This is a genomic window from Streptomyces sp. PTY087I2 (assembly GCF_001687325.1).
GTDB lineage: Bacteria > Actinomycetota > Actinomycetes > Streptomycetales > Streptomycetaceae > Streptomyces.
The window spans coordinates 30001-53196 of record NZ_LZRD01000037.1 but is presented as its reverse complement, the minus strand read 5'-3'; the positions used below and the strand labels follow the sequence as shown (position 1 = coordinate 53196).

Below are 23196 nucleotides of genomic sequence, written 5' to 3'. Positions count from 1 at the left end.
CGCGGCGCCGCTGGAGCCGGCGCTCGGGCCGCCGGAGCGGTCCGAGGACCCGGCACCCGCGCCGGAACCGGAACCCCCACCGGCACTCGCCCGCGCACCGGCGCCCGATGCGGTCGGCGGCGTGCCGGGGCGCGGGGTCGCGCCCGTGCGCTCCGCGTCGGAGCGGCCGCCGCCGGAGATGTCGCTCTCCGCCATCGGCGTACGCATGACGACCGGCGGGATGGGACGCGAGCCGGGGATGTTGATCCGGATGCGCGTCGTCAGCGTCGTCTCGGTCTTCGGTTCCTCGGGCCGGGGCGGATCCACGGATTCCGGGTTCTCGTCAGAGCCGTCCTGCGACGGGTGGAGCGACGGATACTGGCGGGATCCGTACGGCGGCGTACCCGAGGGGTACGCGGCTCCGCCGCGGCCCTGGGGCCCGGAGGACGAACTGTCAGTTTCACGACTCAAAGCAGGTTCTCCCGATTGGCTCCGCCGCCCGTACTTCCCCCATGCCGCAGGCCAGGGGACGGCTCGGCGCGCGCACCACCATACTGGCCGCCGCCGTCGGACACTCCGCGCCCGGGTGAAACCTCCACCCGTGCCTCACACCTGTGGGGGTCGTCGGCGACCCGGACTTGGCACTTCATGTACCGGACCGGCCACTGTGGATGGCTGATTGCGGCACCTTGGAGGTGGTGGCGCAGATCACAGCGACGGCCGTTCCGCCGAGCATGAAGAGCACCAGGCCGAGTTCGTCGCCGAAGACGTAGTCGCCCTCCGGCCGGCCGCTCAGCAGAAGGAAGACGGTGATGAACCAGCCGGCCGCCGGGGCGAGCGCGCCGATCTGGGTGCGGGTCAGGATCCGGCCGCCGTAGAAGAGGCCGCCGGAGCCGAGCAGGGCGATGATCAACCCACCCGGGAACCACGCCGCTTGGACGAGGGTTCCGGCGAGGGCGACGAGCGCGCCGAGGACCGCGAGGCCCAAGTAGGCGGCGATCCGGGCCGGGTTCGGCCGGGCGGCGAATCCGATGGGCTCGGGCTCCCGGGGCGGGGCGTTGCGCCGCGGCGCGTGGGAGGAGTCCGCGCGGCCGCGGGCCTTCTTGGAGTTGCCGCTCACGCCACGCCTCCCTCAGCGTCCGGGGCTGCCTCGGCGCCCGGGACGCCCGCGAACAGGTCGTTCTCGCGCTCCGGTCCGGCCACGCCGCGAACACCGCGCACCAGTTGGTAGCACTCATTGGTCAGCAGGGGCTGACCAAGGTCGTTGGAGAGGGCGAAGAACGGGCCGTCGACCGCGATCTGGGTGGCGTGGGCGCGCATCGCCGCCGACTTCGCCCCGGCGTACGCCGATCCGTCGATCTCCGCGGTGATCTGCTCCGCGCCGGTCACACCCGGGACGTCGGTCACGGCGGCGATGCCGGGGAAGGTGTCGGGCGCGGTGGTGCGCAGCCGGTCGAAGGCGGCCTCCAGGGCCTCGCGCTCCACCCGGTTCCAGTAGATCTTGGCGATGGTGTGCGGTGCGCCGGAGCCGTACGCCGGGTCGGCGGCGAGGTCGGCGGCGCGCATCGCGACGCGGTGGGCCTGGATGTGGTCGGGGTGGCCGTAGCCGCCGTCGGGGTCGTAGGTGATGAGGACCTGGGGGCGGACCTCGCGGATCACCTCGACGAGGTGGGCGGCGGCCTCGTCGACCGGGGTGGACCAGAAGGAGCCGGGGCGGCCGTTCTGTTCGGCGCCCATCATTCCGGAGTCCCGGTAGCGGCCCGCGCCGCCGAGGAAGCGGTGGTCGGTGATGCCGAGCTCCCGCATCGCCGCGGCCAGCTCGCCGACCCGGTGGGGGCCCAGCACGTCGTCCCGGTCCGCGGTGAGGCGGGCGAGCGAGGGCGGGATGACCTCGCCCTCCTCGCCGAGCGTGCACGTCACCAGGGTGACGTGGGCGCCCTCGGCCGCGTACCTGGCCATGGTGGCGCCGTTGTTGATCGACTCGTCGTCGGGGTGCGCGTGCACGAGCAGCAGACGGCGGGCGGGGAGGTCCTTCATGGGGACCACCCTACGAGCCCGGAGGCCCCCCGTGCCCCCGCGCCCTCGCGCCGCCCGCCGTCACCCGGCGGCCGACGTCCGGATCAGAACTTGATGCTGCTGATCATTCCCGCCACGTTGGTCGTCAGATCGGAGATGGTCGGTGCGATGGACGAGCTCGCGATGTAGAAGCCGAGCAGCATGCAGACCACCGCGTGCCCTCCCTTCAGCCCCGATTTCTTGATCAGCAGGAAGACGATGATCGCCAGCAGCACTACCGCCGAAATCGAGAGCGCCACGGCGGTTCACCTCCATCGGTACGTTCGGACGGTCGGAACGGGGGTACACGGAGTCAGCAGGTTGTCAGCGGGTTTCCTACCCACCGAGCGCTACGGATCATAACTATCCGTGCCAACGCATTGATCGGGGCACGGCAGCACGAGGGGCGCACGGACCGTGCCGCGCGGCCGAGTTCGCGACTAGGTTCAGAACCATGACCTCGCAGAAGCTGTCTTTTCCCCGCCAGCACGCCCGGACCCAGCGCTTCACTCTCGGCGCACCTCGCGCCTTCACCGTCTCACCGGATGAGACACGTGTGATCTTTCTCCGGTCGACGTCCGGAGAGGACCGGACCACCCGGCTGTGGGTGCTCGACCCGGTGACCGGCGAGGAGCGGATCGCCGCCGATCCCGAGGTCCTGCTGGGCGGTTCGGCGGAGAAGCTGTCGGCGCAGGAGCGGGCCCGGCGGGAGCGGACCCGGGAGGGTTCGGCGGGGATCGTCTCCTACGCGGTGGACGCGGCGGCGGAGTTGGCCGCGTTCGCGCTGTCCGGAAAGGTGTACGTCGCCGAACTGCGGGCCGGGACCGCGCGGGCGCTGCCGGTGCCGGGCCCGGTGATCGACCCCCGCCCGTCCCCCGACGGCCGGCACATCGCGTACGTGGCCAAGGGCGCGCTGCGGGTGGTGGACGCGACGGGCGAGGGCGACCGGGCGCTGGCCGAGCCGGAGGACCCCCAGGTCACCTATGGCCTGGCCGAGTTCATCGCGGCCGAGGAGATGCACCGGTACCGGGGTTTCTGGTGGGCGCCCGAGTCGGACCGGCTGCTGGTCGCACGGGCCGACGAGAGCCCCGTACAGCGCTGGCACATCGCCGATCCGGCGCACCCCGAGCGCAGGCCGGCCGAGATCGCCTACCCGGCGGCGGGGACGCCCGACGCCGAGGTGCGGCTCTTCGTCATGGACCTGGAGGGGGACCGCACCGAAGTGGTCTGGGACCGGGAGGCGTTCCCGTACCTGGCCCAGGTGCACTGGTCGTCCGCGGGCGCCCCGCTGCTGCTGGTGCAGGCCCGTGACCAGCGCAGTCAGCGGTATCTGGCGGTGGACCCGGAGACCGGTACGACCCGGATCGTCCATGTCGACGAGGACCCGGTCTGGCTGGATCTTTTCCCCGGCGTGCCCGCGTGGGCGCCGGACGGGCGGCTGGTACGGATCGCCGACGAGGGCGGCGCGCGGGTCCTGGCGGTCGGGGACCGGCCGCTCACCGGGTCGCAGCTGCACGTCCAGGCGGTGCTGGACATCGGGGAGTCGGACATCCTGATCTCGGCGGTGGCCGGTGAGGACGCGGTCGAGCCGGAGATCGGGCAGATCCATGTGTACCGGGTCAACGAGCTGGGAATCGAGCGGATTTCCGAAGGGGTGGGTGTGCACTCCGCGGTCCGCTCGGGCGCTCTGTCGGTGGTGGTCTCGGCCGTTCCCGAGGAGCCCGGAACCGCCGCGTGGGTGGTACGGGACGGCAAGCGGCTCGTCCGGATCGCGAGCTTCGCCCAGGAGCCGGTGCTCACCGCCCGCGTGACCCTCACCGAGGGGGGCGCACGGCGGATTCCGTGCGCCGTGCTGCTTCCGTCGGACTACCAGGAGTCGGACGGTCCCCTTCCGGTCCTGCTGGATCCGTACGGTGGCCCGCACGGCCGCCGGGTGGTCGCCGCCCACAACCCGCACCTGACGTCGCAGTGGTTCGCGGACCAGGGCTTCGCGGTGGTCGTGGCGGACGGCCGGGGCGCGCCGGGTCGTTCGCCGGCCTGGGAGAAGGCGGTACGGGACGACTTCGGCCTCACCCTGGACGACCAGATCGAGGCGCTGGAGGGGCTCGCGGGGCGGTTCCCGCTGGATCTGTCCCGGGTGGCGATCCGCGGCTGGTCGTACGGCGGTTACCTGGCGGGCCTCGCGGCGCTGCGCCGCCCGGACGTCTTCCACGCGGCCGTGGTGGGCGCCCCGGTCACGGACTGGCGGCTGTACGACACCCACTACACCGAGCGCTATCTCGGCGACCCGGCCCGGCAGCCGGAGGTGTACGCGGCCAACTCCCTCGTCACCGACGACGGGCTGTCCGAGCCCGCTTCCGAGGCGCGCCCGATGATGATCGTGCACGGTCTCGCCGACGACAACGTCGTGGTCGCCCACGCCCTGCGGCTGTCCTCGGCGCTGCTGGCGGCCGGACGGCCGCACGAGGTGCTGCCGCTGAGCGGGGTGACGCACATGACGCCGCAGGAGCAGGTCGCGGAGAACCTGCTCCTGCTCCAGGTGGACTTCCTCAAGCGGTCGCTGGGGCTGTCCGGCGCCTGAGCCGCCCGCCGTTCCCCGTCCGCCCCCTCCGCCCCCGGTTCACGAGCGGGGCGGCGGGGACGAGGGCGGCGGGGGCCCGAAGCCGGGGGCGGGGGCCGGCGGATGGCCGGGGGCCTGGGGCGGCACGCCGGGGCCGGCGGCGGGCGGGTAGCCGGGAGGCTGGACGCCCCAGGGGCCGGCGCCGCCCCACGGGCCCGGGGAGCCGCCGGGGGTCCTGGGGCCGCCCTTGAGGGCGAGGACGAGCAGCACGATGGGCGCGATGAGCAGCGAGGAGACGAAGCTCAGCATGTTCAGCTGCGCCTCGAACTTCATGTCGAAGAACCGCTCGTACATCTCGAAGCGGATGATGCGCGTCACGCCCAGCACACCGGAGGCGAGCACGAACCCGCCGCCGATCAGGCCGAGTGGTCGCGCGTAGGCCGCCCCGGCGACCGCGCCGACGGCCGCCACCAGGAAAATCAGGATGTGCACCCCGGTGACCCAGCCGGGCGGGCCCTCGGTCAGCGAGATGGTCAGGGGCTTCCCGCCGATGAACCACGCGGGGTAGAGCTCGGACGGATAGATGAACGGCTGCCGGATCTCCCAGCCGGCGAAGACCACCGCCTGGAATCCGAGGAGCAGGAAGGCCGCCACCCCCGCGCCGCGTCCGGGACCGGCGGGGCGCTCCTCGCCCTCCGGTACGGGACGGCGGCCGGCCACCCCGGCGACGATCAGCGCGACCGAGGCGGCGAGCACGACGTACGTGGTGAGCAGGGCCCGGTCGCGGAGCTCCTCCGGGGCCGGGGCGTCGGCGATGATCCAGGTGCTGGGCAGCCGCAGGGCGAAGGTGACGACGCCGGTGACGACCAGGGCCGATGCGGCGGAGGCGGACCGGAGTGCCGCCACGGCGGCGGCGACATACGCCACCAGCAGCACGAGGCTGGTGGCCGATGTGGTGGGCCTCGGCGCGCCCCCGAGGCTCCCGGTGCCCGACCAGTAGTCCCAGACCGGCCCCGGTCCGTCGGCGGCGCGTATGTCCCGCACGATCCAGGCCGCGACCATCAGCGCCAGCACCGCGCACAGAACGGCGCCGGTGATCCTTGCTCCCCGTGTAAGCGTCACCCGCTGATACTCCATTGCCCCGAACGGATGAACAAGGGCGTTCGGGAGGAGCGAGGGGGGCGGGCCGGTGTCGGCGGGCGACCGGCCGGAGCGCCAGGACGACGCTCCGGCCGGACCACGGCACCCGCACGGCCGTACGCTGTTCAGCATGGGGCGTTCGTATATCGGAGCGGCGACGCCGGAGTTGCCGACGTGTTAACGATCCGGACGCCGGTTCATCACGTTTCGCCCTCCCCGGACCCCGGAACCTCCCCGGACCCCGGCCGCTCGTCGGGACCCTCCGGCCCCGGCGCCTCCGCGGGCCCCGGGATCTCCAACTCGTCCTCCGTCGGCACCACATGCTTCTCCTCCGCGAAGTGGCAGGCCGAGTCGTGCCGGGCCGGGGTGTCGACGAGCCGGAACTCCGCGGGCACCGCCAGCAGCGGGACCTCCAGCTCGCACCGTTCCTGCGCCTTCCAGCAGCGGGTGCGGAAGCGGCAGCCGGAGGGGATGTTGGCGGGCGAGGGGACGTCGCCGTGCAGGATGATCCGTTCCCGGTGCTCGCGGGCGGTCGGGTCCGGTACGGGCACGGCGGACAGCAGCGCCTGGGTGTACGGATGGGTGGGGTGGTCGTAGATCTCCGCGTCGGAGCCGATCTCCACGATCCGGCCCAGATACATCACGCCGACCCGGTCGGAGATGTGCCGGACGATGGACAGGTCGTGCGCGATGAAGACGAAGCTGAGGTTGAACTCCGCCTGGAGCCGGTCCAGCAGGTTGACGACCTGGGCCTGTACGGAGACGTCGAGCGCGGAGACCGGTTCGTCGGCGACGATGATCTCCGGGTTGAGGGCGAGGCCGCGCGCGATGCCGATGCGCTGGCGCTGGCCGCCGGAGAACTGGTGCGGATAGCGGTTGATGTACTCCGGGTTGAGCCCGACGACATCCAGCAGGTCCTGCACCTTCTGGCGGCGGCTGCCCTTCGGAGCGACCTCGGGGTGGATCTCGTACGGCTCCCCGATGATGTCGCCGACCGTCATCCGCGGGTTCAGCGAGGTGTACGGGTCCTGGAACACCATCTGGATGTTGCGGCGCACCGCCTTCAGCGCCCGGCCGGAGAGTTTGGAGATGTCCTCGCCCTTGTAGCGGATCGCTCCGGCGGTGGGGCGTTCCAGGTGGACGAGCATCTTGGCGACGGTCGACTTGCCGCAGCCCGACTCCCCCACGATGCCCAGCGTCTCGCCCGCGTACAGGTCGAAGTCGACGCCGTCGACGGCTCGGACGGCGCCGATCTGCTTCTTGAAGAGGATGCCCTGGGTGAGCGGGTAGTGCTTGGCGAGGCCGCGCACCTGGAGGATCGGGTCGCCCTCGACGTACGGGGGGACGGCGTCCTCGCGGGCCTTGGCGAGCAGGGTGGAGCCGGCCGCGCCGCCGCCGGTCCCCGCACTCTCGTCGCGGTCAGCGTGCATCGAGCGTCTCCTTCCAGAAGTGGCAGGCGCTGCGGCGCTGTTCGTCGACCTCGTAGAGCGGCGGCACATCGCTGCGGCACACGTCCTGGGCCATCGGGCAGCGGGGGTTGAAGGCGCAGCCGGGCGGGATGCGGGTGAGGTTGGGCGGCAGGCCCTTGATCGCGTACAGCTCCCGGCCCTTCTGGTCCAGGCGCGGGATCGACTGGAGGAGGCCCTTGGTGTACGGGTGGGCGGGGGCCTTGTAGATCTCGTGGACGGGGGCGGTCTCGACGATCCGGCCCGCGTACATCACGGCGATCTTGTCGGCGACGTCGGCGACGACGCCGAGGTCGTGGGTGATGAGGATGAGGCCCATGTTCAGCTCGCGCTGGAGTTCCGCGAGGAGGTCCATGACCTGGGCCTGGACGGTGACGTCGAGGGCGGTGGTGGGCTCGTCGGCGATGATCAGGGACGGTTCGAGGGCCATCGCCATGGCGATCATGATGCGCTGGCGCATCCCGCCGGAGAACTGGTGCGGGTACTGGCCGACGCGTTCCTTGGCGGCGGGGATGCGGACCCGGTCCATCAGCTCGACGGCCTTGGCCCTGGCGTCCTTGCGGGACATGCCGCGGTGCACGACGAACATCTCGCCGAGCTGCTGGCCGACGGTGAGGACCGGGTTCAGCGAGGACAGGGCGTCCTGGAAGATCATGGCCATCTCCTGGCCGCGGATCTTCCGCCGCTCGTCCGGCTTGAGCTTCAGCAGGTCCTGGTCCTTGAAGAGGATCTCCCCGCCGGCGATCTTGCCGGGCGGCATGTCGAGGATGCCCATGACGGCCTGGGCGGTGACGGACTTGCCGGAGCCGGACTCGCCGAGGACGGCGAGCGTCTCGCCCTCGGCCACCGAGTAGTTGACCCCGTTGACGGCCTTGGCGACGCCTTCGCGGGTGTGGAACTCCACGTACAGATCGCGCACTTCGAGCAACATGGCAACCGGCTCCTCAGCGCAGCTTGGGGTCGAGGGCGTCGCGCACCGCGTCGCCGAGCATGATGAACGCGAGCACGGTGATCGCCAGCGCTCCGGCGGGCCAGAGCAGCATGTGCGGGGCGTTGCGGATGTAGTTGGAGGCCGCGGAGATGTCGATGCCCCAGGAGACGGCCGGGTCCTTCAGGCCGACGCCGAGGTAGGAGAGGGTCGCCTCCAGCGAGATGTACGTGCCGAGCGCGATGGTCGCCACGACGATGACGGGCGCGATGGCGTTCGGGGTGATGTGGCGCAGCATCATGCGGGAGTTGGAGGCGCCGAGCGCGCGGGCCGCCTGGACGTAGTCGTTCTGTTTGGCGGTGATGACCGAGCCGCGGGCGATGCGGGCGATCTGGGGCCAGCCGAGCAGGACGATGAACCCGACGACGGGCCAGACGGTGGAGCTGGTGACGACGGAGAGGAAGACCAGGCCGCCGAGGACGACGGGGATGCCGAAGAAGACGTCGGTGAGGCGGGAGAGGATCGCGTCCCACCAGCCGCCGAAGAAGCCCGCGAGTCCGCCGAGGACGCTGCCGAGGATCGCGACGCCGAGGGTGGCGCAGACGCCGACGGTCACCGAGGTGCGGGTTCCGTAGACGACGCGGGTGTAGACGTCGCGGCCCTGCGGGTCGAAGCCGAAGGGGTGGCCGGGCTCGGAGCCCTTCTGGGCGTCGTCCAGGTTGGCCTGGAGGGGGTCGCCGCTCGCGATGAGCGAGGGCCAGATCGAGATGATCACCAGGAAGAGGATGACCAGCGAGGAGATGATGAAGACCGGGTTGCGCCGCAGGTCGCGCCAGGCGTCCGACCAGAGGCTGCGGGGCTTTCCGGCGGGCCCGGTGCCGTCGGGGCCGTCCGGGTTCTTCTCCAGGCTGGTGCCCTCCTCCATGGCGAGGTCCGTCGCGCCGCCGGCGCCCGCCTGGGAGATCGCTTCGTCCGGGGTCTGCGGCTCAGGCATAGCGGATCCTCGGGTCGAGTACGGCGTACAGGAGGTCGACGATCAGGTTGGCGGCCAGGAAGACGAGGACGAGGATCGTGACGAAGCCGACGACGGTCTGGGAGTTCTGCCGCAGGATGCCCTGGTAGAGCTGGTAGCCGACGCCGTGGATGTTGAAGATCCGCTCGGTGACGATGGCCCCGCCCATCAGCGCGCCCACGTCGGTGCCGATGAAGGTGACGACGGGGATGAGGGAGTTGCGCAGCAGATGCCGTACGACGACGCGGCGGCGGGGCAGGCCCTTGGCGACGGCGGTGCGTACGTAGTCGGCGCGGGCGTTCTCGGCGATCGAGGTCCGGGTGAGCCGGGTGACGTAGGCGAGCGAGACCGAGGCGAGGACCAGACCGGGGACGAGGAGTTCGTCGAAGGTGGGGTCGGCGGAGACCGAGGGCTTGATGATGCCCCACTTGACGCCCAGGAGGAGCTGGAGCAGCAGGCCGGTGACGAAGGTGGGGATGGCGATGACGATCAGCGTCAGGATGAGGACGGTGGTGTCGACGGGGCGGCCGCGCCGCAGGCCGGTGACGACGCCGAGGCTGATGCCGATGACGATCTCGAAGACGACCGCGACGATGGTGAGCCGGATCGTGATGGGGAAGGCGGTGCCCATCAGCTCGGTGACCTTCTGCCCGTTGAACGCGGTGCCGAAGTCGCCGGTGAACACGTTGCCCATGTAGGTGAGGTATTGCTGCCAGACCGGCTTGTCGAGGCCGAACTCGGAGCGCAGCTGGGCGGCGGTGGCCGGGTCGCACTGGCGGTCGCCGCAGAGGCCCGCGATGGGGTCGCCCATCACGTTCACCATGAGGAAGATCAGCAGCGTGGTGCCGAAGAAGACGGGGATCATCTGCAACAGCCGCCGGATCACATAACGTCCCATGAGGGGCTCCGGGGGTCGGTTCGAGCACTGCCGGGAACGGAGTGTGCGGACGGCCGGGCGCCGGTGTGTCAGGGCGCCCCGGCCGTCCGCGTCGCTCAGCGCGTCACTTGACGGTGATCTCTTCGTAGACCGGGACGCTGAACGGGTTCAGCGCGACGTTGTCCACCCGGTCCGAGTAGCCGGCGCTGCCGTTCTGGTACCAGAGCGGGATGACGGGCATCTCCGTGACGAGGATCTTCTCCGCGTCCTGGAAGGTGGTGATGGCCTTCGCCTTGTCGTTCTCGGCATTCGCCTTGTCGACCAGGTCGTCGAACTGCTCGTTGCTCCACTTGCCGTCGTTGGACGGGGCGTTGGTGTAGTAGAGCGGCTGGAGGAAGTTCTGGATCAGCGGGTAGTCCATCTGCCAGCCCGCGCGCCAGGCGCTGGTGAGCTTCTGGGTGGAGACCTGGGCGCGGAAGTCGGCGAAGGTGCCGACGGGGCCGCCGACGCAGGCCTTGTTGTTGCCCATGACGTTGTTGATGCTGTTGCAGACGGCGTCGACCCATTCCTTGTGCGAGCCGGTGTCCGCGTTGTACGAGATCTTCAGCTGGCCGCCGGGGATGCCGCCGCCCTCGTCGATCAGCTTCTTGGCCTCGGTCTTGTTGTACGTGCACTCCTTGCCGCAGAGCCCTTCCTTGAAGCCGCCCTCCTCGCCGAGGACCGGGGAGGTCCAGTCGGACGCGGGGGTGCGGGTCTTCTGGAAGATCTGGTCGGTGATCTGCGGCCGGTTGATCGCCATCGACAGGCCCTGGCGGACCTTGCGCGCGTCGTCGGTGTCCCACTCCTTCTCGTAGAAGGGGAAGGCCAGGGTCTGGATGATGCCGGCGGGGGTGTTGATGTACCGGTCCCCGAGGTCGGCCTCGACGTTGCGGAGCTGGGAGGCGGGTACGTCGTCGACGAGGTCGAGGTTGCCCGCGGTCAGGTCGGTGTAGGCGGTGTTGTTGTCGGTGAAGACCTTGAGGTCGACGCCGCCGTTCTTCGCCTTGTCGTCGCCGGGGTAGTCGTCCCACCGGCGGAGGTTCATCGAGGAGCCCTTGGCGTACGACTCGATGGTGTACGGGCCGTTCCCGATCGGCTTGGAGAGCCAGGCGTCGTGGTCGTCGTAGAACGCCTTGGGCAGCGGGACGAAGGCGGAGTAGCCGAGGGTGTCGGGCCACAGGGAGAACTTCTGGGTGAGCTTGGCGGTGAAGGTCAGGTCGTCGACGACCTTCAGCCCCGACAGGGTCTCGGCGGAGGCGGAACCGGACTCCGGGTGGACCTTGTCGTAGCCCTCGATGTACTGGAAGAAGTAGGCGTTCTTCTGGTTGTTCTTCAGCGCCGCGCCGTAGTTCCAGGCGTCCACGAAGGAGTTGGCGGTGACCTTCTCGCCGTTGGAGAACGTCCAGCCGTCCTTGAGCTTGATCGTGAAGTTCTGGGAGTCCGTCGAGTCGATGGACTCGGCGATCATGTTCTGGGCCTCGCCGGTCTTCGGGTCGTAGCGGATGAGTCCGCGGAAGACCATGTCGAGGACCTTGCCGCCCTGGACCTCGTTGGTGTTGGCGGGCTCCAGCGGGTTCTGCGGGTCTCCCCAGGAGGAGCTGACGATGCCGTCGGCGCCGCCGCTGCCGCCACCGCCGTCGCCGTCGTCGCCGCCGCAGGCCGTCGCTGCCAGGGCGACGGCCACCGCACATGCGGCCCACCTGACGTGTGTGGCTCCGCGCATGAAGTGCCTCCTAGAGTCATCGAGTAGCTCAATGCCTCATATCACCCCATACCGTGACGTACCGCATGCGGGATTGCCCCGTACGGGCGGGAGGGCGGCGGAGACGACGGAGGCCCGGCCCCCTCGGAAGGGGCCGGGCCTCGGTCGTTCGACCTGCGGGAGCGTTACGCCGCGTGTACGACGTCCTTCTCCTCGGCGAAGTGGCACGCCGACTCGTGCGCGGCCGGGGTGGCCGCCGAGACGAAGCGCTCGGGGATCGCCAGCAGGGGCTCCTCCGTCGCGCAGCGCTCCTCCGCCTTCCAGCAGCGGGTGCGGAAGCGGCAGCCCGAGGGCGGGTTCGCCGGTGACGGAACGTCACCAGTCAGGATGATCCGCTCGCGTCCCTCGCGGGCCGCCGGGTCGGGGACCGGGACCGCCGAGAGCAGCGCCTGGGTGTAGGGGTGCGTCGGGTGGTCGTAGATCTGCGTGTCCGTGCCGATCTCGGCCATCTTGCCGAGGTACATCACGCCGACCCGGTCGGAGATGTGGCGGACGATGGACAGGTCGTGCGCGATGAAGACGTAGGACAGGTTGAACTCGTCCTGGAGCTTCTCCATCAGGTTGATGACCTGCGCCTGCACCGACACGTCGAGCGCGGAGACCGGCTCGTCGCAGATGATGATCTCCGGGTTGAGCGCGAGGCCGCGGGCGATGCCGATGCGCTGGCGCTGGCCGCCGGAGAACTGGTGCGGGTACCGGTTGATGTACTCCGGGTTCAGACCCACGACGTCCAGGAGCTCCTGGACGCGGCGGCGCCGGTCGCCCTTCGGGGCCACCTCGGAGTGGATCTCGAAGGTCTCCCCGATGATGTCGCCGACCGTCATCCGCGGGTTCAGCGAGGTGTACGGGTCCTGGAACACCATCTGGATGTTGCGGCGCACCGCCTTCAGCGCGCGCCCGGACAGCTTGGTGATGTCCTGGCCCTTGTAGAAGACCTCCCCGGCGGTGGCCCGCTCCAGGGTCATCAGGAGCTTGGCGACCGTGGACTTGCCACAGCCGGACTCGCCCACGATGCCCAGGGTCTCACCGGCGTACAGGTCGAAGGAGATCCCGTCGACGGCCTTGACCGCGCCGATCTGCTTCTTGAAGAGGATGCCCTGGGTCAGCGGGAAGTGCTTGACCAGGTTCCGCACCTGGAGGATCGGCTCGCCCTGGCTGACGGGCGCGTCGATGGCGGCTACGGCCTCCGCCTCGGTCGCGGCGTCCACGGTCTCCACCTCGGAGACGTTCGGGGTGGCGTCCACGGGCTCCTGCTCCTTCTTGAGCTCAGCCATGGATCGTCTCCTTCCAGAAGTGGCACGCGCTGCCGCGGCCGGCCAGCTCCGTGCCGTCCTGCTCGGTCACCGGGGCGAGCGGCGGGACGTCGGTGCGGCAGATGTCCTGTGCCTTGGGGCAGCGCGGGCTGAAGGCACAGCCCGCGGGGATACGCGTGAGGTTGGGCGGCAGGCCCTTGATCGCGTACAGCTCCTGGCCCTTCTGGTCCAGGCGCGGGATCGAGTCGAGCAGACCCTTGGTGTACGGGTGGGCCGGGCGGCTGTACAGCTCGTCGACCGGGGCCGTCTCCACGATCCGGCCCGCGTACATCACGGCGATCTTGTCCGCGACGTCGGCGACCACGCCGAGGTCGTGGGTGATCAGGATCAGACCCATGTTGTACTCGCGCTGGAGCTCGGCCAGCAGGTCCATGACCTGGGCCTGCACCGTCACGTCGAGCGCGGTGGTCGGCTCGTCGGCGATGATCAGGTCCGGCTCCAGGGCCAGCGCCATGGCGATCATGATGCGCTGGCGCATACCGCCGGAGAACTGGTGCGGGTAGTCCGAGATACGGGCCGCCGCCGCCGGGATCTTGACCTGGTCCATCAGCTCGATGGCCTTGGCCTTGGCGGCCTTCTTGGACAGGCCCTGGTGCACGCGGAACATCTCGCCGAGCTGGTAGCCCACGGAGAGGACCGGGTTCAGCGAGGACAGCGCGTCCTGGAAGATCATCGCGATCTTGCTGCCGCGGATCTTCCGGCGCTCCTCGTTGGACATCTTCAGCATGTCCTGGCCGCGGAAGAGGATCTCGCCCTGCGTGATCTTCCCGGGCGGCATGTCGAGGATGCCCATGATGGTCTGCGCGGTGACGGACTTGCCGGAGCCGGACTCGCCGAGCACCGCGAGCGTCTCACCGGCGCTGACGGTGTAGTTCACACCGTTGACCGCCTTGGCCACACCGTCGCGGGTGTGGAATTCCACGTGCAGGTCGCGGACGTCGAGCAGTGGACCGTCGCCACTCACGGACTCCCGCGGTGCGGGGACGTGAGCCGTCTTGTCGATGGTGGTCACGAACGCCTCCCTCAGCGCATCTTGGGGTCGAGGGCGTTGCGGACCGCATCGCCGAACATCAGGAAGGACAGCACCGTGACCGAGACCATCACCGAGGGGATGACCAGGACGTACGGCGCGTTGCGGAGCTGGTCCTTCGCAGCGGACACATCGATGCCCCACGAGACCGTCGGCTCGGCGAGGCCGATACCGAGGAACGACAGGGTGGCCTCGGCGGCGATGTAACCGCCGAGCGCGATGGTGGCGACCACGATCACCGGAGCGATGGCGTTCGGCAGGATGTGCCGCGTCAGGATCCGGGTGGTGGAGGCGCCGAGCGCCTTGGCGGCGACCACGTAGTCGGCCTGCTTGATCGTGATGACCGAGCCACGGGCGACACGGGCGATCGAGGTCCAGCCGAGGAAGGCCATCGAGAGGATGACGACCCAGACGGAGCGCTCCTCGAAGGTGGTCAGGATGACCATGGCGCCGACGATGAAGGGAACGCCGAAGAAGACGTCGGTGATCCGGGAGAGGATCGTGTCGAGCCAGCCGCCGAAGTAACCGGCGAGCATGCCGATCACCAGGCCGGTGACGGTGACCGCGATGGTCACGACCACGCCGACGGTGATCGAGGCGCGGGCGCCGTAGATGACGCGGGCGTAGATCGAGCGTCCCTGGCCGTCGTAGCCGAGCCAGTCGGGGGCGAAGAAGTGGCCCCAGTTCGGGTGCTGGAGGTAGTGCTCGGCCAGGTTGGCGTCCCGCGGCGAGGCGCTGGTGAACAGCCCCGGGAAGATCGCCATGACGGTGAGCAGCAGGATCAGCACCATCGAGACGAGGAAGAGCGGGTTGCGGCGCAGGTCGTGCCAGGCGTCCGACCAGAGGCTGCGCGGCTTGCCGGGCGCGGGGCCGGCGTCGGTCGCGGGCGGCGTGTCGACGGCCGTGGCCGGAACGTCGGTGCTCTTGGTGAGTGCGGTGGTGTCAGGCATACCGGATCCTCGGGTCCAGGACCGCGTAGAGCAGGTCGACGAGCAGGCTGCATACGAGGTAGACGATGACGAGCAGCGTCACGACGCCGACGACGGTCGCGCCCTCACGCTTGGACAGCGCCTCGAAGACGAGCGATCCGACGCCCTTGATGTTGAAGATGCCCTCGGTCACGATCGCGCCGCCCATGAGGGAGCCGATGTCGGTGCCGAGGAAGGTGACGACCGGGATGAGCGAGTTGCGCATCAGGTGCACGCCGATCACGCGGCGGCGCGGCAGGCCCTTGGCGACAGCCGTACGCATGTAGTCGGCGCGGATGTTCTCGGCGACCGAGGTACGGGTGAGCCGGGCCACGTACGCGAGTGACAGCGACGCCAGCACGATGGCCGGCATGATCAGCTCGCCGTTGGTGGGTTCGAGACTCACGTTGGGCTTGGCGATGCCGAGCTGGAACGCGACGAAGTACTGGATGAGGAAGCCCAGAACGAAGGACGGCATGGAGATCAGCACCAGCGTCAGGCCGAGCAGACCGCGGTCCCGGAGGGACTCGGCCTTGAGGCCCGCGACGATGCCGAGCGAGATCCCGGCGATGACCGTGAAGGCGAAGGCGAAGATCGCCAGTCTCACGGTGATCGGGTAAGCGTCGGCGATGACTTCGGCGACGGGACGCTGGGTCCCGATCTGGACACCGAGGTCACCCTGGAACAAATTGCCCAGGTAGTTCAAATACTGCTGCCAGATCGGCTGGTCGAGGCCGTACTGGGCCTTCAGAGCGGCGATCTGCGTAGCGTCTACGTGCTGTTCACCGGCAAGAGCTCTGACGGGGTCGCCGGGCAGTGCGTACATCATCAGGAAGACCAGGAGGGTCGAACCGATGAAGACCGGGATCATCTGGAGCAGTCGTCGTGCGACATAGCGCCCCATGGGTGCCTCCGTGTGGGGATAACTGCGGCGCGGGGGCCGCCTCTTGGCCAGAGACGACCCCCGCGCCTCCGACCCGTGCCGATGGGCAGCACGGGCGGATGACGGCCAGTTGGGGAATGACCCGCAGGCGTGTTACTTGGTGGTGACGCCCGTCAGCTCGAAGTCACCGTGGAAGTCGATCTTGACGTTGGAGACGTTCTTGCCGTGACCACCGTTGATCGCGTAGTACCAGAGCGGGATGGCCGGCATCTTGTCGACCAGCTTCTTCTCGACCTCCTGGTAGGCGGCGACGGACTCCTCGAGGGAGTCGGCCTTGTCGCCCTTCGCCATCAGCTCGTCGATTTCCTTGTCGTTGAAACGACCGTTGTTCGACTCCGCCTTGGAGTGGTAGAGCTCCTTGAGGAAGTTCACGTTGACGGGGTAGTCGGCCACCCAGCCACCGCGGTAGAAGCCCTTGACCTCGTCGTTGTCACGCGCTTCGAGGTCGGTCGGGAAGTCCGGCTTGGCGTCGCCCACGCAGTCGATCCCGGTGGCGTTGCGGATGGACTCGCAGACAGCGGTCACCCACTCCTTGTGCCCACCGTCGGCGTTGTACTGGATGGAGATCTTGTTCTCCGGGACACCGCCGCCGGCCTTGATGAGCTCCTTGGCCTTGGCCGGGTTGTACTTCAGGATGTCCGTGTCGAGGGTCTGGTTGCCCTTGACCTGCGGCGGCGTGAAGCTCGTCGCCGGGGTACGCGTGCCGTTCAGGACGGTCTTCGTGATGGTGTCACGGTCGACCGCCATGGACAGACCCTGGAGGACCTTGGGGTCGATGTCCTTGAACGTCTTGGAGTAGAACGCCGGGACGAGCGTCTGGATCGCGGCGTACGGCTGCTCGATGGCGCCGTCACCGAGGTCCGTCTTGTACTTCGGGAGGTCACGCGGGCCGACCTGGCGGATCATGTCCAGGTTGCCGGAGACGAGGTCGGTGTACGCGGCCTCGACGGTCGAGTAGTTCTTGAACTGGATGCCCTTGTTGGCAGCCTTGTTCGGGCCCTGGTACTCGTCCCAGGCCTTGACCTGGATGAGCTTCTTGTGGGTCCACTTCTCGAACGTGTACGGGCCGTTGCCGATCGGCTTCTGGCCGAACGCCTTCGGGTCGTCGTAGAAGACCTTGGGCAGCGGCGCGAACGTCGCGTAGCCGAGCTTGTAGTTGAAGTACGGAACCTTCTCCGACAGCTCGATCGTGAACGTGGTGTCGTCCACGGCCTTCAGGCCGGACATCTTGTCGCCCTTGGGCTCACCCTTCTCCGGGTGGACGTCCTCGTAGCCCTTGATGTCGGAGAACCAGAACGCGTTCTGCTGGGCGTTCTTGGAGTTGGCGTACCAGTTCCACGCGTCGATGTACGACTGCGCGGTCACGGCCTCACCGTTGTGGAACTTCCAGCCCGACTTGAGCTTGACGGTCCACGTCTTGGAGTCCTCGGTCTCGACGGACTCGGCGTTCGTGAGAACGATCTCGCCCTTGTCGTCGAAGTCCAGCAGCTGGGTGAACAGCGACTGGATGACGTAGGAGCCGTTGCTCTCGTTGGTGTCGGCCGGCATCAGAGGCTTCTGGGGCTCGCCGACGTCGATCGAGACGTAACCGGCGGGCTGGCCCGACGTGTTCTTCTTGCCTCCGTCACCACTGTCGCTACCGCCACAGGCAGTCGCGGCCAGGGCGATGACGGCCGCTCCCGCGACCCACTTGGCGCTCTTGGCACCGCGCATGGGTTTCCTCCTCATGAGTCCACTTTTGACTACAAGAAGGGCACTGGAGAGATTCACCGACACCCCTGACGGTGATCGTTCAGTGCCCCGAGTGTGCTCGTGAGTCGGCACTCCCCACAGTGCGTGACCCATTGACCCGAGCTCAATGGAGCCAACTATTGAGTACGGCCGGGCTGTAAACCACACTTAAAGGGTCTCGGTTTGACAACATCAGACCCTCTCGTGTGCCCGAAATCCGGACAAAGCGATCCCAGACAGACACGCCCGAAACGGACTGTTAACACATGTTCCGGAGAGCGACCCCCGATATCCGGACACCGCGGTCAGGAAAAGCGATTGACGAAGGCCCGGCCCACCACAGTCTCCGTGGTGGGCCGGGCCTTCTGTCAATGCCTGTGCTGACGGTCCGTCCGACGGGGTGACCCACGCCGGTACGGGCCTGCGCATACGGAGCGTGTGCCTCCGGCAGCCCCCGGGCCCTCGGAAGGGCTCAGCGGAGGCTCGGGGGCGGCTCCTGGCGCGGGCTCAGCCGTGCTTGGCGCGCGAGGCGGCGCGGCTGCGCTCGCGCTGGTCCAGGACGACCTTGCGGATCCGCACGGTCTCCGGGGTGACCTCGATGCACTCGTCCTCGCGGCAGAACTCCAGGGACTGCTCCAGCGACAGCTTGCGGGCCGGGACCACGTTCTCCGTGGTGTCCGCGGAGGCCGCACGCATGTTGGTGAGCTTCTTCTCCTTGGTGATGTTCACGTCCATGTCGTCGGCGCGGGAGTTCTCGCCGATGATCATGCCCTCGTACACCTCGGTGCCGGCCTCGGTGAAGATGACACCGCGCTCCTGGAGGTTGACCATCGCGAACGGCGTGACCGAGCCCGCGCGGTCGGCGACCAGGGAGCCGTTGTGACGGGTGCGCAGCTCGCCGAACCACGGCTCGTGGCCCTCGAAGATGGAGTGCGCGATGCCGGTGCCGCGGGTCTGGGTCAGGAACTCCGTACGGAAGCCGATGAGGCCGCGCGACGGAACGATCCACTCCATGCGGACCCAGCCGGAGCCGTGGTTCGTCATGGTCTCCATACGGCCCTTGCGGGTCGCCATGAGCTGGGTGATGGCGCCGAGGTGCTCCTCGGGGGAGTCGATCGTCATGCGCTCGATCGGCTCGTACGTCTTGCCGTCGACCTGCTTGGTGACGACCTCGGGCTTGCCGACGGTCAGCTCGAAGCCCTCGCGGCGCATCTGCTCGACCAGGATGGCGAGCGCCAGCTCACCACGGCCCTGGACCTCCCAGGCGTCGGGGCGCTCGGTGTCCAGGACGCGGAGCGAGACGTTACCGATCAGCTCGCGGTCCAGGCGGTCCTTCACCTGGCGGGCGGTGACCTTGTGGCCCTTGCCGCCCTTGCCGACGAGCGGCGAGGTGTTGGTGCCGATGGTCATCGAGATGGCGGGCTCGTCGACCGTGATCAGCGGCAGCGCGATCGGGTTCTCCGGGTCGGCCAGGGTCTCGCCGATCATGATGTCCGGGATACCGGCGATGGCGCAGATGTCACCGGGGCCCGCCACCTCGGCGGGCTTGCGGGTGAGCGCCTCGGTCATCAGCAGCTCGGTGATGCGGACGTTGGACATGGTGCCGTCGCGCTTGATCCAGGTGACGGTCTGGCCCTTGCGCAGCTCGCCCTGCTCGACGCGGCAGAGCGCGATACGGCCGAGGAAGTTGTCGGCGTCCAGGTTGGTGACGTGGGCCTGGAGCGGCGCGGCCTCGTCGAACTCGGGGGCCGGGACGTGCGCCAGGATCGTGTTGAAGAACGGCTCCAGGTTGTCGCTGTCCTGCGGGACGGTGCCGTCCTCGGGCTTGGTCAGCGAGGCGACGCCGTCACGGGCGCAGGCGTAGACGATCGGGAACTCGATCTGGTCCTCGTCCGCGTCCAGGTCCAGGAACAGGTCGTACGTCTCGTCGACGACCTCGGCGATCCGGGAGTCGGGGCGGTCCGTCTTGTTGATGCAGAGGATGACCGGCATCTTCGCGGCAAGCGCCTTGCGCAGCACGAAGCGGGTCTGGGGCAGCGGGCCCTCGGAGGCGTCGACGAGCAGCACGACGGCGTCCACCATCGACAGACCACGCTCGACCTCGCCGCCGAAGTCGGCGTGACCGGGGGTGTCGATGATGTTGATCGTGATCGGGTCCCCGCCGTCCTTGGGGTGATACTTCACCGCCGTGTTCTTGGCGAGGATCGTGATGCCCTTCTCACGCTCCAGGTCGTTCGAGTCCATCATCCGGTCGTCGAGCGACTCGGCAGCGTGCGCGGCGAAGGAGCCGGCCTGCTTCAGCATGGCGTCGACCAGCGTGGTCTTGCCGTGGTCGACGTGGGCGACGATGGCTACGTTACGGATGTCGTGGCGCGTGGGCATGGGTGGCTTGCGCTTCTCTCGGATCGTGGGATCAGGCGTCTCAGTCGGTCTTCGAGTCCTCGTACGCCCGCCGGGCGGCACGCCACGGCTCGTCCCATCGTACGGGCCTCGGGCGCGCCGGGCTTCCCGGGCCGATCCGCGGAGGCGGTCTTCCCGTGTGATTCAGGCGATATTCAGCCGGTGTCAAGGTGCTGCCGGGCCACCGATGTGGCCGGAATGCGGGCGGAGCTGCGGTGGAGCTATGTGGGGGGTGAGGAGAGGTGAAGCGACGAACGGCCCGGGTCAGGGCAGAAACCACACTGCCCGCCGGGCGAACCGGCGGGCAAGGGTTTTGAGGTGCATCTGAGCTTGGCGGCGGGAGGGTGTGGTATTTACCTGCTACTTCTTGCGGTCTGCGGGGGATCCTGCCGCTTGCCGGTTCTTGAACCCGATGTCCTGGTACCGGGGGGCGGCGAAGCCGAACGCCCCGACGTTCGCGAGCTTCTTGTCGACCGCGACGAGCTGCGGGCGCTGGAAGAGCGGGATCGATCCGGCGGCGGCCCAGATCCGGGCGTCGGCCTGCTTCATCAGCTCCCGGGCGGCCTTCTCGTCCAGCTCGGACGCGGCCCGGTCGAAGAGCTGGTCGATGTGGTCGGTGCCGACCCGGGTGTAGTTCTGCTCCACGAGGAGCGAGCCGTCGGTGGCGGGCTCCGGCTTGGCGTAGATCGGGCGTCCGTCGGTGGCGGGGTAGGCGGTGGCGGGCCAGGAGTAGAGCGCCAGATCGTACGCGCCGGAGGCGATGTGGTCCTTGAAGTAGCTCTCGTCGGGGACCTTGGTGATCTCCGTGCCGACGCCGATCTTCTCCAGCATCGCGGCGATCTTGTCGCCGACGCTGCGCAGCGACTGGGAGCCGGGCCCGGAGGGGAGCACGAACCGCAGGGTCAGCGTCTTGCCGTCCTTGCCGAGCTGCCCCTTGGCCGCGGCGGGCGCCGGGGCGGCGGTGCCGACGGGGGCGTACGCGCCGGCGGCTCCCCCGGGCTGCTTGTCCGTGGCGGCGACGGCGTTGTCCTCACCGAGGACGCCGGCCTGGCGGAGGAGGGCGGTGCCCTGGGCGGCGGCGGTCCGGGCGGGGGCGAGGACGTGGACGGCGGAGGCGCTGCCGACGGTGGCGGGGGCGGGGGCGCCGGGCTTGTTGTCGTCGCCGACGATGTAGAGGCCGTCGTCGCGGGAGGCGGCGGTGTCGGCGGAGGCGGAGTCGGCCTTCTTGCGCTCGGCGGCGGATTCCTCGGCGTCCTCGGAGTCCGCGGTGCCGCTGTTCTCCTTGTCGGTGCTGTCCTCGGTCTTCTTCCCGTCCTTCTCGCTCTTGGTGTCCTTGTCCTTCTCGGCGTCCTTCTCGGCGGCGTCGCCCTTCTTCTCCGCCTCGCTGCCCGCCTTGGTGTCCTTGGGCGGCTCGGCCGCGCCGCCCCGGGTCCAGCCGGCGTCCGCCAGCAGGGCCTGGGCCTCCTTGGTGTTCTGCTCGCCGAGCGCGCCGCTGCCGTCCTTGTAGCCGGGCTGCCCCGCGAGGGCGAGGTGGCTGCCGAGCGGCTTCGCCGGGAGGCCCAGCGGCCCCAGCACGGTCCGGGCCAGCTCCCCGCGGTCCAGGGCGCGGGCCACGGCCCGGCGGACCCGGTCGTCGGCGAGCGGACCGGACTCGCCGTTCAGCGCGAGCTGGGTGTAGGCGGGCTCCAGGGACTTGCGGACGGCGAAGTCGCGGAGGGCCTTCTGCTCGGTGGCGTACGCGGCGACGGCCTTGCGGTTCTTCTCCCGGGCGGCCTGCGCGATCTCCGCCGCCTCCTCGTCGGAGCCGTGCGCCTGGGCCCAGGAGCGCAGGGCCTGGGCGGGCGTGATCTCGGAGCCCGGGCCGTGGTTGAGGGGCTGGCCGTTGCTGCCGCTGTCGCGGCGGGCGAGCGTGATGCGGTCGGCGGTGGCCGCGTCGATGTCGGCGATGTCCACCGTGCCGTCGGCGAGGGCCTGGGTGCGGTCCTTCGGGGCGACCGCCCGGAAGACGAGGGTGTCCAGCTTGGCCTTGTCGCCCCACCAGCGCGGGTTGCGGGCCAGCGTGACGGTGCCCTTGGACTTGCTCACGCTGCGCAGGACGAAGGGCCCGGCGGTGTTCTTCAGGGTGGTGCGCGCGCCGTCGTTGAAGGCGTCCGGCGACCCGGTGATCTCCTTCGGGTAGAGCGGCGAGAACAGCGAGCGCCAGTCGGCGTACGGCTTGGAGAACGTGACCCGCACCTGGAGGTCGTCCGCGCCCCGCTCGATCTTCTCGATGCGCTCGTAGCCGGAGTTGCGGGCGGTCCAGAACGCGGAGTCCTTGCCGCGGAGCGCCCGCCACTGGGCGACGAAGTCGGGGGCCCCGATCTCCCGCCCGTCGCTCCACACCGCCTGCTGGTTGAGCTTGTAGAGCACGACCTGCTTGGGCTCGCGCTCGATGATCTTCGCGGACTCCAGGTAGTCCGGGTTGAGCTTCGGCTGCCCGGTCCGGTCCATCGGGAACAGGGTCGGGAGCAGGGCCCCGGTGATCCGGGTGGTGGCGCTGTCCGCGTCCGCCTGGAACGCGTTGAAGGTGGCGGGCAGCGCGTCGACCGCCCAGTTCGCCGTCGAGCCGTCGGTGACCGCCGCGCGGGCAGCGGGAGCGATGTCCTGCGGCACGCCGCGGGAGGTCTCCTCACCGCCGGAGCTGCACCCCGCCAGCACGGGGATCGTGAGCACCCCCGTCGTGAGGAGCGCGAGCGATCGGCGCTTTCGAACCGTCCCGCGCGGGACGCCGACGTGGGACATGGCTGATACCTCCGGGGCCGGCCCGGACCACCCCGTACCGGAATGGACCGGATAGTGCGTATGTAGTGGCATTTGCAGTTGATCACACTGATTCCTTCCGCTTACTGAAAGCGCCTCTTCGCGCGAGGGGGCGCCGACACGACGACCGGAGGCCGCAAGCTCACCCGCGCGGAGGAACGTTCCGCTTGCCCCCGCCTCACCCCCGGCCGCGA

17 protein-coding genes and 1 pseudogene are annotated in these 23196 nt (G+C 69.4%); 1 reads left to right on the top strand and 17 read right to left on the bottom strand.

Annotated elements, in window-relative coordinates; genetic code table 11:
• The 4 genes and pseudogenes from A3Q37_RS37405 to A3Q37_RS30965 form a co-directional block, all read right to left on the bottom strand.
• A pseudogene (locus A3Q37_RS37405) lies at nt 1–450 on the bottom strand (hypothetical protein); the annotation flags it as partial.
• 175 nt (nt 451–625) lie between these two features.
• Nucleotides 626–1099 carry a DUF6113 family protein gene (locus A3Q37_RS30975; protein ID WP_065489685.1) on the bottom strand — a complete coding sequence of 158 codons (474 nt, stop codon included), beginning with the start codon at nt 1097–1099 and terminating at the stop codon, nt 626–628.
• Complete coding sequence (mshB, locus tag A3Q37_RS30970; RefSeq protein WP_065489683.1) at nt 1096–2016, bottom strand: N-acetyl-1-D-myo-inositol-2-amino-2-deoxy-alpha-D-glucopyranoside deacetylase; 921 nt, start codon at nt 2014–2016, stop codon at nt 1096–1098. Before mshB ends, A3Q37_RS30975 begins: the two co-directional genes overlap by 4 nt.
• 83 nt (nt 2017–2099) lie before the next feature.
• The gene (locus A3Q37_RS30965; protein ID WP_006127350.1) at nt 2100–2294 is read right to left on the bottom strand and encodes a membrane protein; all 195 of its coding nucleotides are present in this window, start codon (nt 2292–2294) and stop codon (nt 2100–2102) included.
• A gap of 194 nt (nt 2295–2488) precedes the next feature.
• Between A3Q37_RS30965 and A3Q37_RS30960 the strand changes: the two genes are divergently transcribed.
• Nucleotides 2489–4615: a S9 family peptidase gene (locus tag A3Q37_RS30960; protein WP_065489679.1), complete on the top strand. Its 2127-nt coding sequence runs from the start codon at nt 2489–2491 to the stop codon at nt 4613–4615.
• A gap of 39 nt (nt 4616–4654) precedes the next feature.
• Here A3Q37_RS30960 and A3Q37_RS30955 read toward each other — a convergent pair whose 3' ends face one another.
• The 13 genes from A3Q37_RS30955 to A3Q37_RS30895 form a co-directional block, all read right to left on the bottom strand.
• Nucleotides 4655–5716, bottom strand: a complete 1062-nt coding sequence (locus A3Q37_RS30955) for a hypothetical protein (RefSeq protein WP_255311994.1) — start codon at nt 5714–5716, stop codon at nt 4655–4657.
• A 218-nt stretch (nt 5717–5934) separates the two neighbouring features.
• A complete protein-coding gene (locus A3Q37_RS30950; protein WP_065489666.1) occupies nt 5935–7164 on the bottom strand; it encodes an ABC transporter ATP-binding protein in 1230 nt (409 codons plus the stop codon).
• On the bottom strand, nt 7154–8131 hold the full coding sequence (locus A3Q37_RS30945) for an ABC transporter ATP-binding protein (RefSeq protein WP_065489665.1): 978 nt from the start codon (nt 8129–8131) through the stop codon (nt 7154–7156). Before A3Q37_RS30945 ends, A3Q37_RS30950 begins: the two co-directional genes overlap by 11 nt.
• Before the next feature lie 13 nt (nt 8132–8144).
• Nucleotides 8145–9122 (bottom strand): ABC transporter permease, encoded by a 978-nt coding sequence (locus A3Q37_RS30940; protein WP_065489663.1) that lies wholly within the window; start codon nt 9120–9122, stop codon nt 8145–8147.
• On the bottom strand, nt 9115–10038 hold the full coding sequence (locus A3Q37_RS30935; RefSeq protein ID WP_065489662.1) for an ABC transporter permease: 924 nt from the start codon (nt 10036–10038) through the stop codon (nt 9115–9117). Before A3Q37_RS30935 ends, A3Q37_RS30940 begins: the two co-directional genes overlap by 8 nt.
• 103 nt (nt 10039–10141) lie before the next feature.
• Complete coding sequence (locus tag A3Q37_RS30930; protein WP_065489660.1) at nt 10142–11779, bottom strand: ABC transporter substrate-binding protein; 1638 nt, start codon at nt 11777–11779, stop codon at nt 10142–10144.
• Nucleotides 11780–11943: 164 nt separating this feature from the next.
• The gene (locus A3Q37_RS30925) at nt 11944–13092 is read right to left on the bottom strand and encodes an ABC transporter ATP-binding protein (protein ID WP_065489658.1); all 1149 of its coding nucleotides are present in this window, start codon (nt 13090–13092) and stop codon (nt 11944–11946) included.
• A complete protein-coding gene (locus A3Q37_RS30920; RefSeq protein ID WP_065489656.1) occupies nt 13085–14143 on the bottom strand; it encodes an ABC transporter ATP-binding protein in 1059 nt (352 codons plus the stop codon). Before A3Q37_RS30920 ends, A3Q37_RS30925 begins: the two co-directional genes overlap by 8 nt.
• An 11-nt stretch (nt 14144–14154) precedes the next feature.
• The gene (locus A3Q37_RS30915; protein ID WP_065489654.1) at nt 14155–15111 is read right to left on the bottom strand and encodes an ABC transporter permease; all 957 of its coding nucleotides are present in this window, start codon (nt 15109–15111) and stop codon (nt 14155–14157) included.
• A complete protein-coding gene (locus tag A3Q37_RS30910) occupies nt 15104–16033 on the bottom strand; it encodes an ABC transporter permease (protein WP_065489652.1) in 930 nt (309 codons plus the stop codon). Before A3Q37_RS30910 ends, A3Q37_RS30915 begins: the two co-directional genes overlap by 8 nt.
• A 132-nt stretch (nt 16034–16165) precedes the next feature.
• Nucleotides 16166–17785: an ABC transporter substrate-binding protein gene (locus tag A3Q37_RS30905; protein WP_065489650.1), complete on the bottom strand. Its 1620-nt coding sequence runs from the start codon at nt 17783–17785 to the stop codon at nt 16166–16168.
• Nucleotides 17786–18310: 525 nt separating this feature from the next.
• Nucleotides 18311–20185, bottom strand: a complete 1875-nt coding sequence (gene typA / locus A3Q37_RS30900; RefSeq protein ID WP_065489648.1) for a translational GTPase TypA — start codon at nt 20183–20185, stop codon at nt 18311–18313.
• Nucleotides 20186–20563: 378 nt separating this feature from the next.
• Nucleotides 20564–22984: an ABC transporter substrate-binding protein gene (locus A3Q37_RS30895; protein WP_065489646.1), complete on the bottom strand. Its 2421-nt coding sequence runs from the start codon at nt 22982–22984 to the stop codon at nt 20564–20566.
• Nucleotides 22985–23196 lie beyond the last annotated feature (212 nt).

Bases quoted from the DNA above. Each gene is read 5' to 3' on its own strand.
- A3Q37_RS30960 (WP_065489679.1), top strand. From the start codon at position 2,489: ATGACCTCGCAGAAGCTGTCTTTTCCCCGCCAGCACGCCCGGACCCAG.
- typA (WP_065489648.1), bottom strand. From the start codon at position 20,185: ATGCCCACGCGCCACGACATCCGTAACGTAGCCATCGTCGCCCACGTC.
- A3Q37_RS30935 (WP_065489662.1), bottom strand. From the start codon at position 10,038: ATGGGACGTTATGTGATCCGGCGGCTGTTGCAGATGATCCCCGTCTTC.
- A3Q37_RS30895 (WP_065489646.1), bottom strand. From the start codon at position 22,984: ATGTCCCACGTCGGCGTCCCGCGCGGGACGGTTCGAAAGCGCCGATCG.
- A3Q37_RS30950 (WP_065489666.1), bottom strand. From the start codon at position 7,164: ATGCACGCTGACCGCGACGAGAGTGCGGGGACCGGCGGCGGCGCGGCC.
- A3Q37_RS30905 (WP_065489650.1), bottom strand. From the start codon at position 17,785: ATGCGCGGTGCCAAGAGCGCCAAGTGGGTCGCGGGAGCGGCCGTCATC.
- A3Q37_RS30925 (WP_065489658.1), bottom strand. From the start codon at position 13,092: ATGGCTGAGCTCAAGAAGGAGCAGGAGCCCGTGGACGCCACCCCGAAC.
- A3Q37_RS30910 (WP_065489652.1), bottom strand. From the start codon at position 16,033: ATGGGGCGCTATGTCGCACGACGACTGCTCCAGATGATCCCGGTCTTC.
- A3Q37_RS30940 (WP_065489663.1), bottom strand. From the start codon at position 9,122: ATGCCTGAGCCGCAGACCCCGGACGAAGCGATCTCCCAGGCGGGCGCC.
- A3Q37_RS30945 (WP_065489665.1), bottom strand. From the start codon at position 8,131: ATGTTGCTCGAAGTGCGCGATCTGTACGTGGAGTTCCACACCCGCGAA.
- A3Q37_RS30930 (WP_065489660.1), bottom strand. From the start codon at position 11,779: ATGCGCGGAGCCACACACGTCAGGTGGGCCGCATGTGCGGTGGCCGTC.
- mshB (WP_065489683.1), bottom strand. From the start codon at position 2,016: ATGAAGGACCTCCCCGCCCGCCGTCTGCTGCTCGTGCACGCGCACCCC.
- A3Q37_RS30915 (WP_065489654.1), bottom strand. From the start codon at position 15,111: ATGCCTGACACCACCGCACTCACCAAGAGCACCGACGTTCCGGCCACG.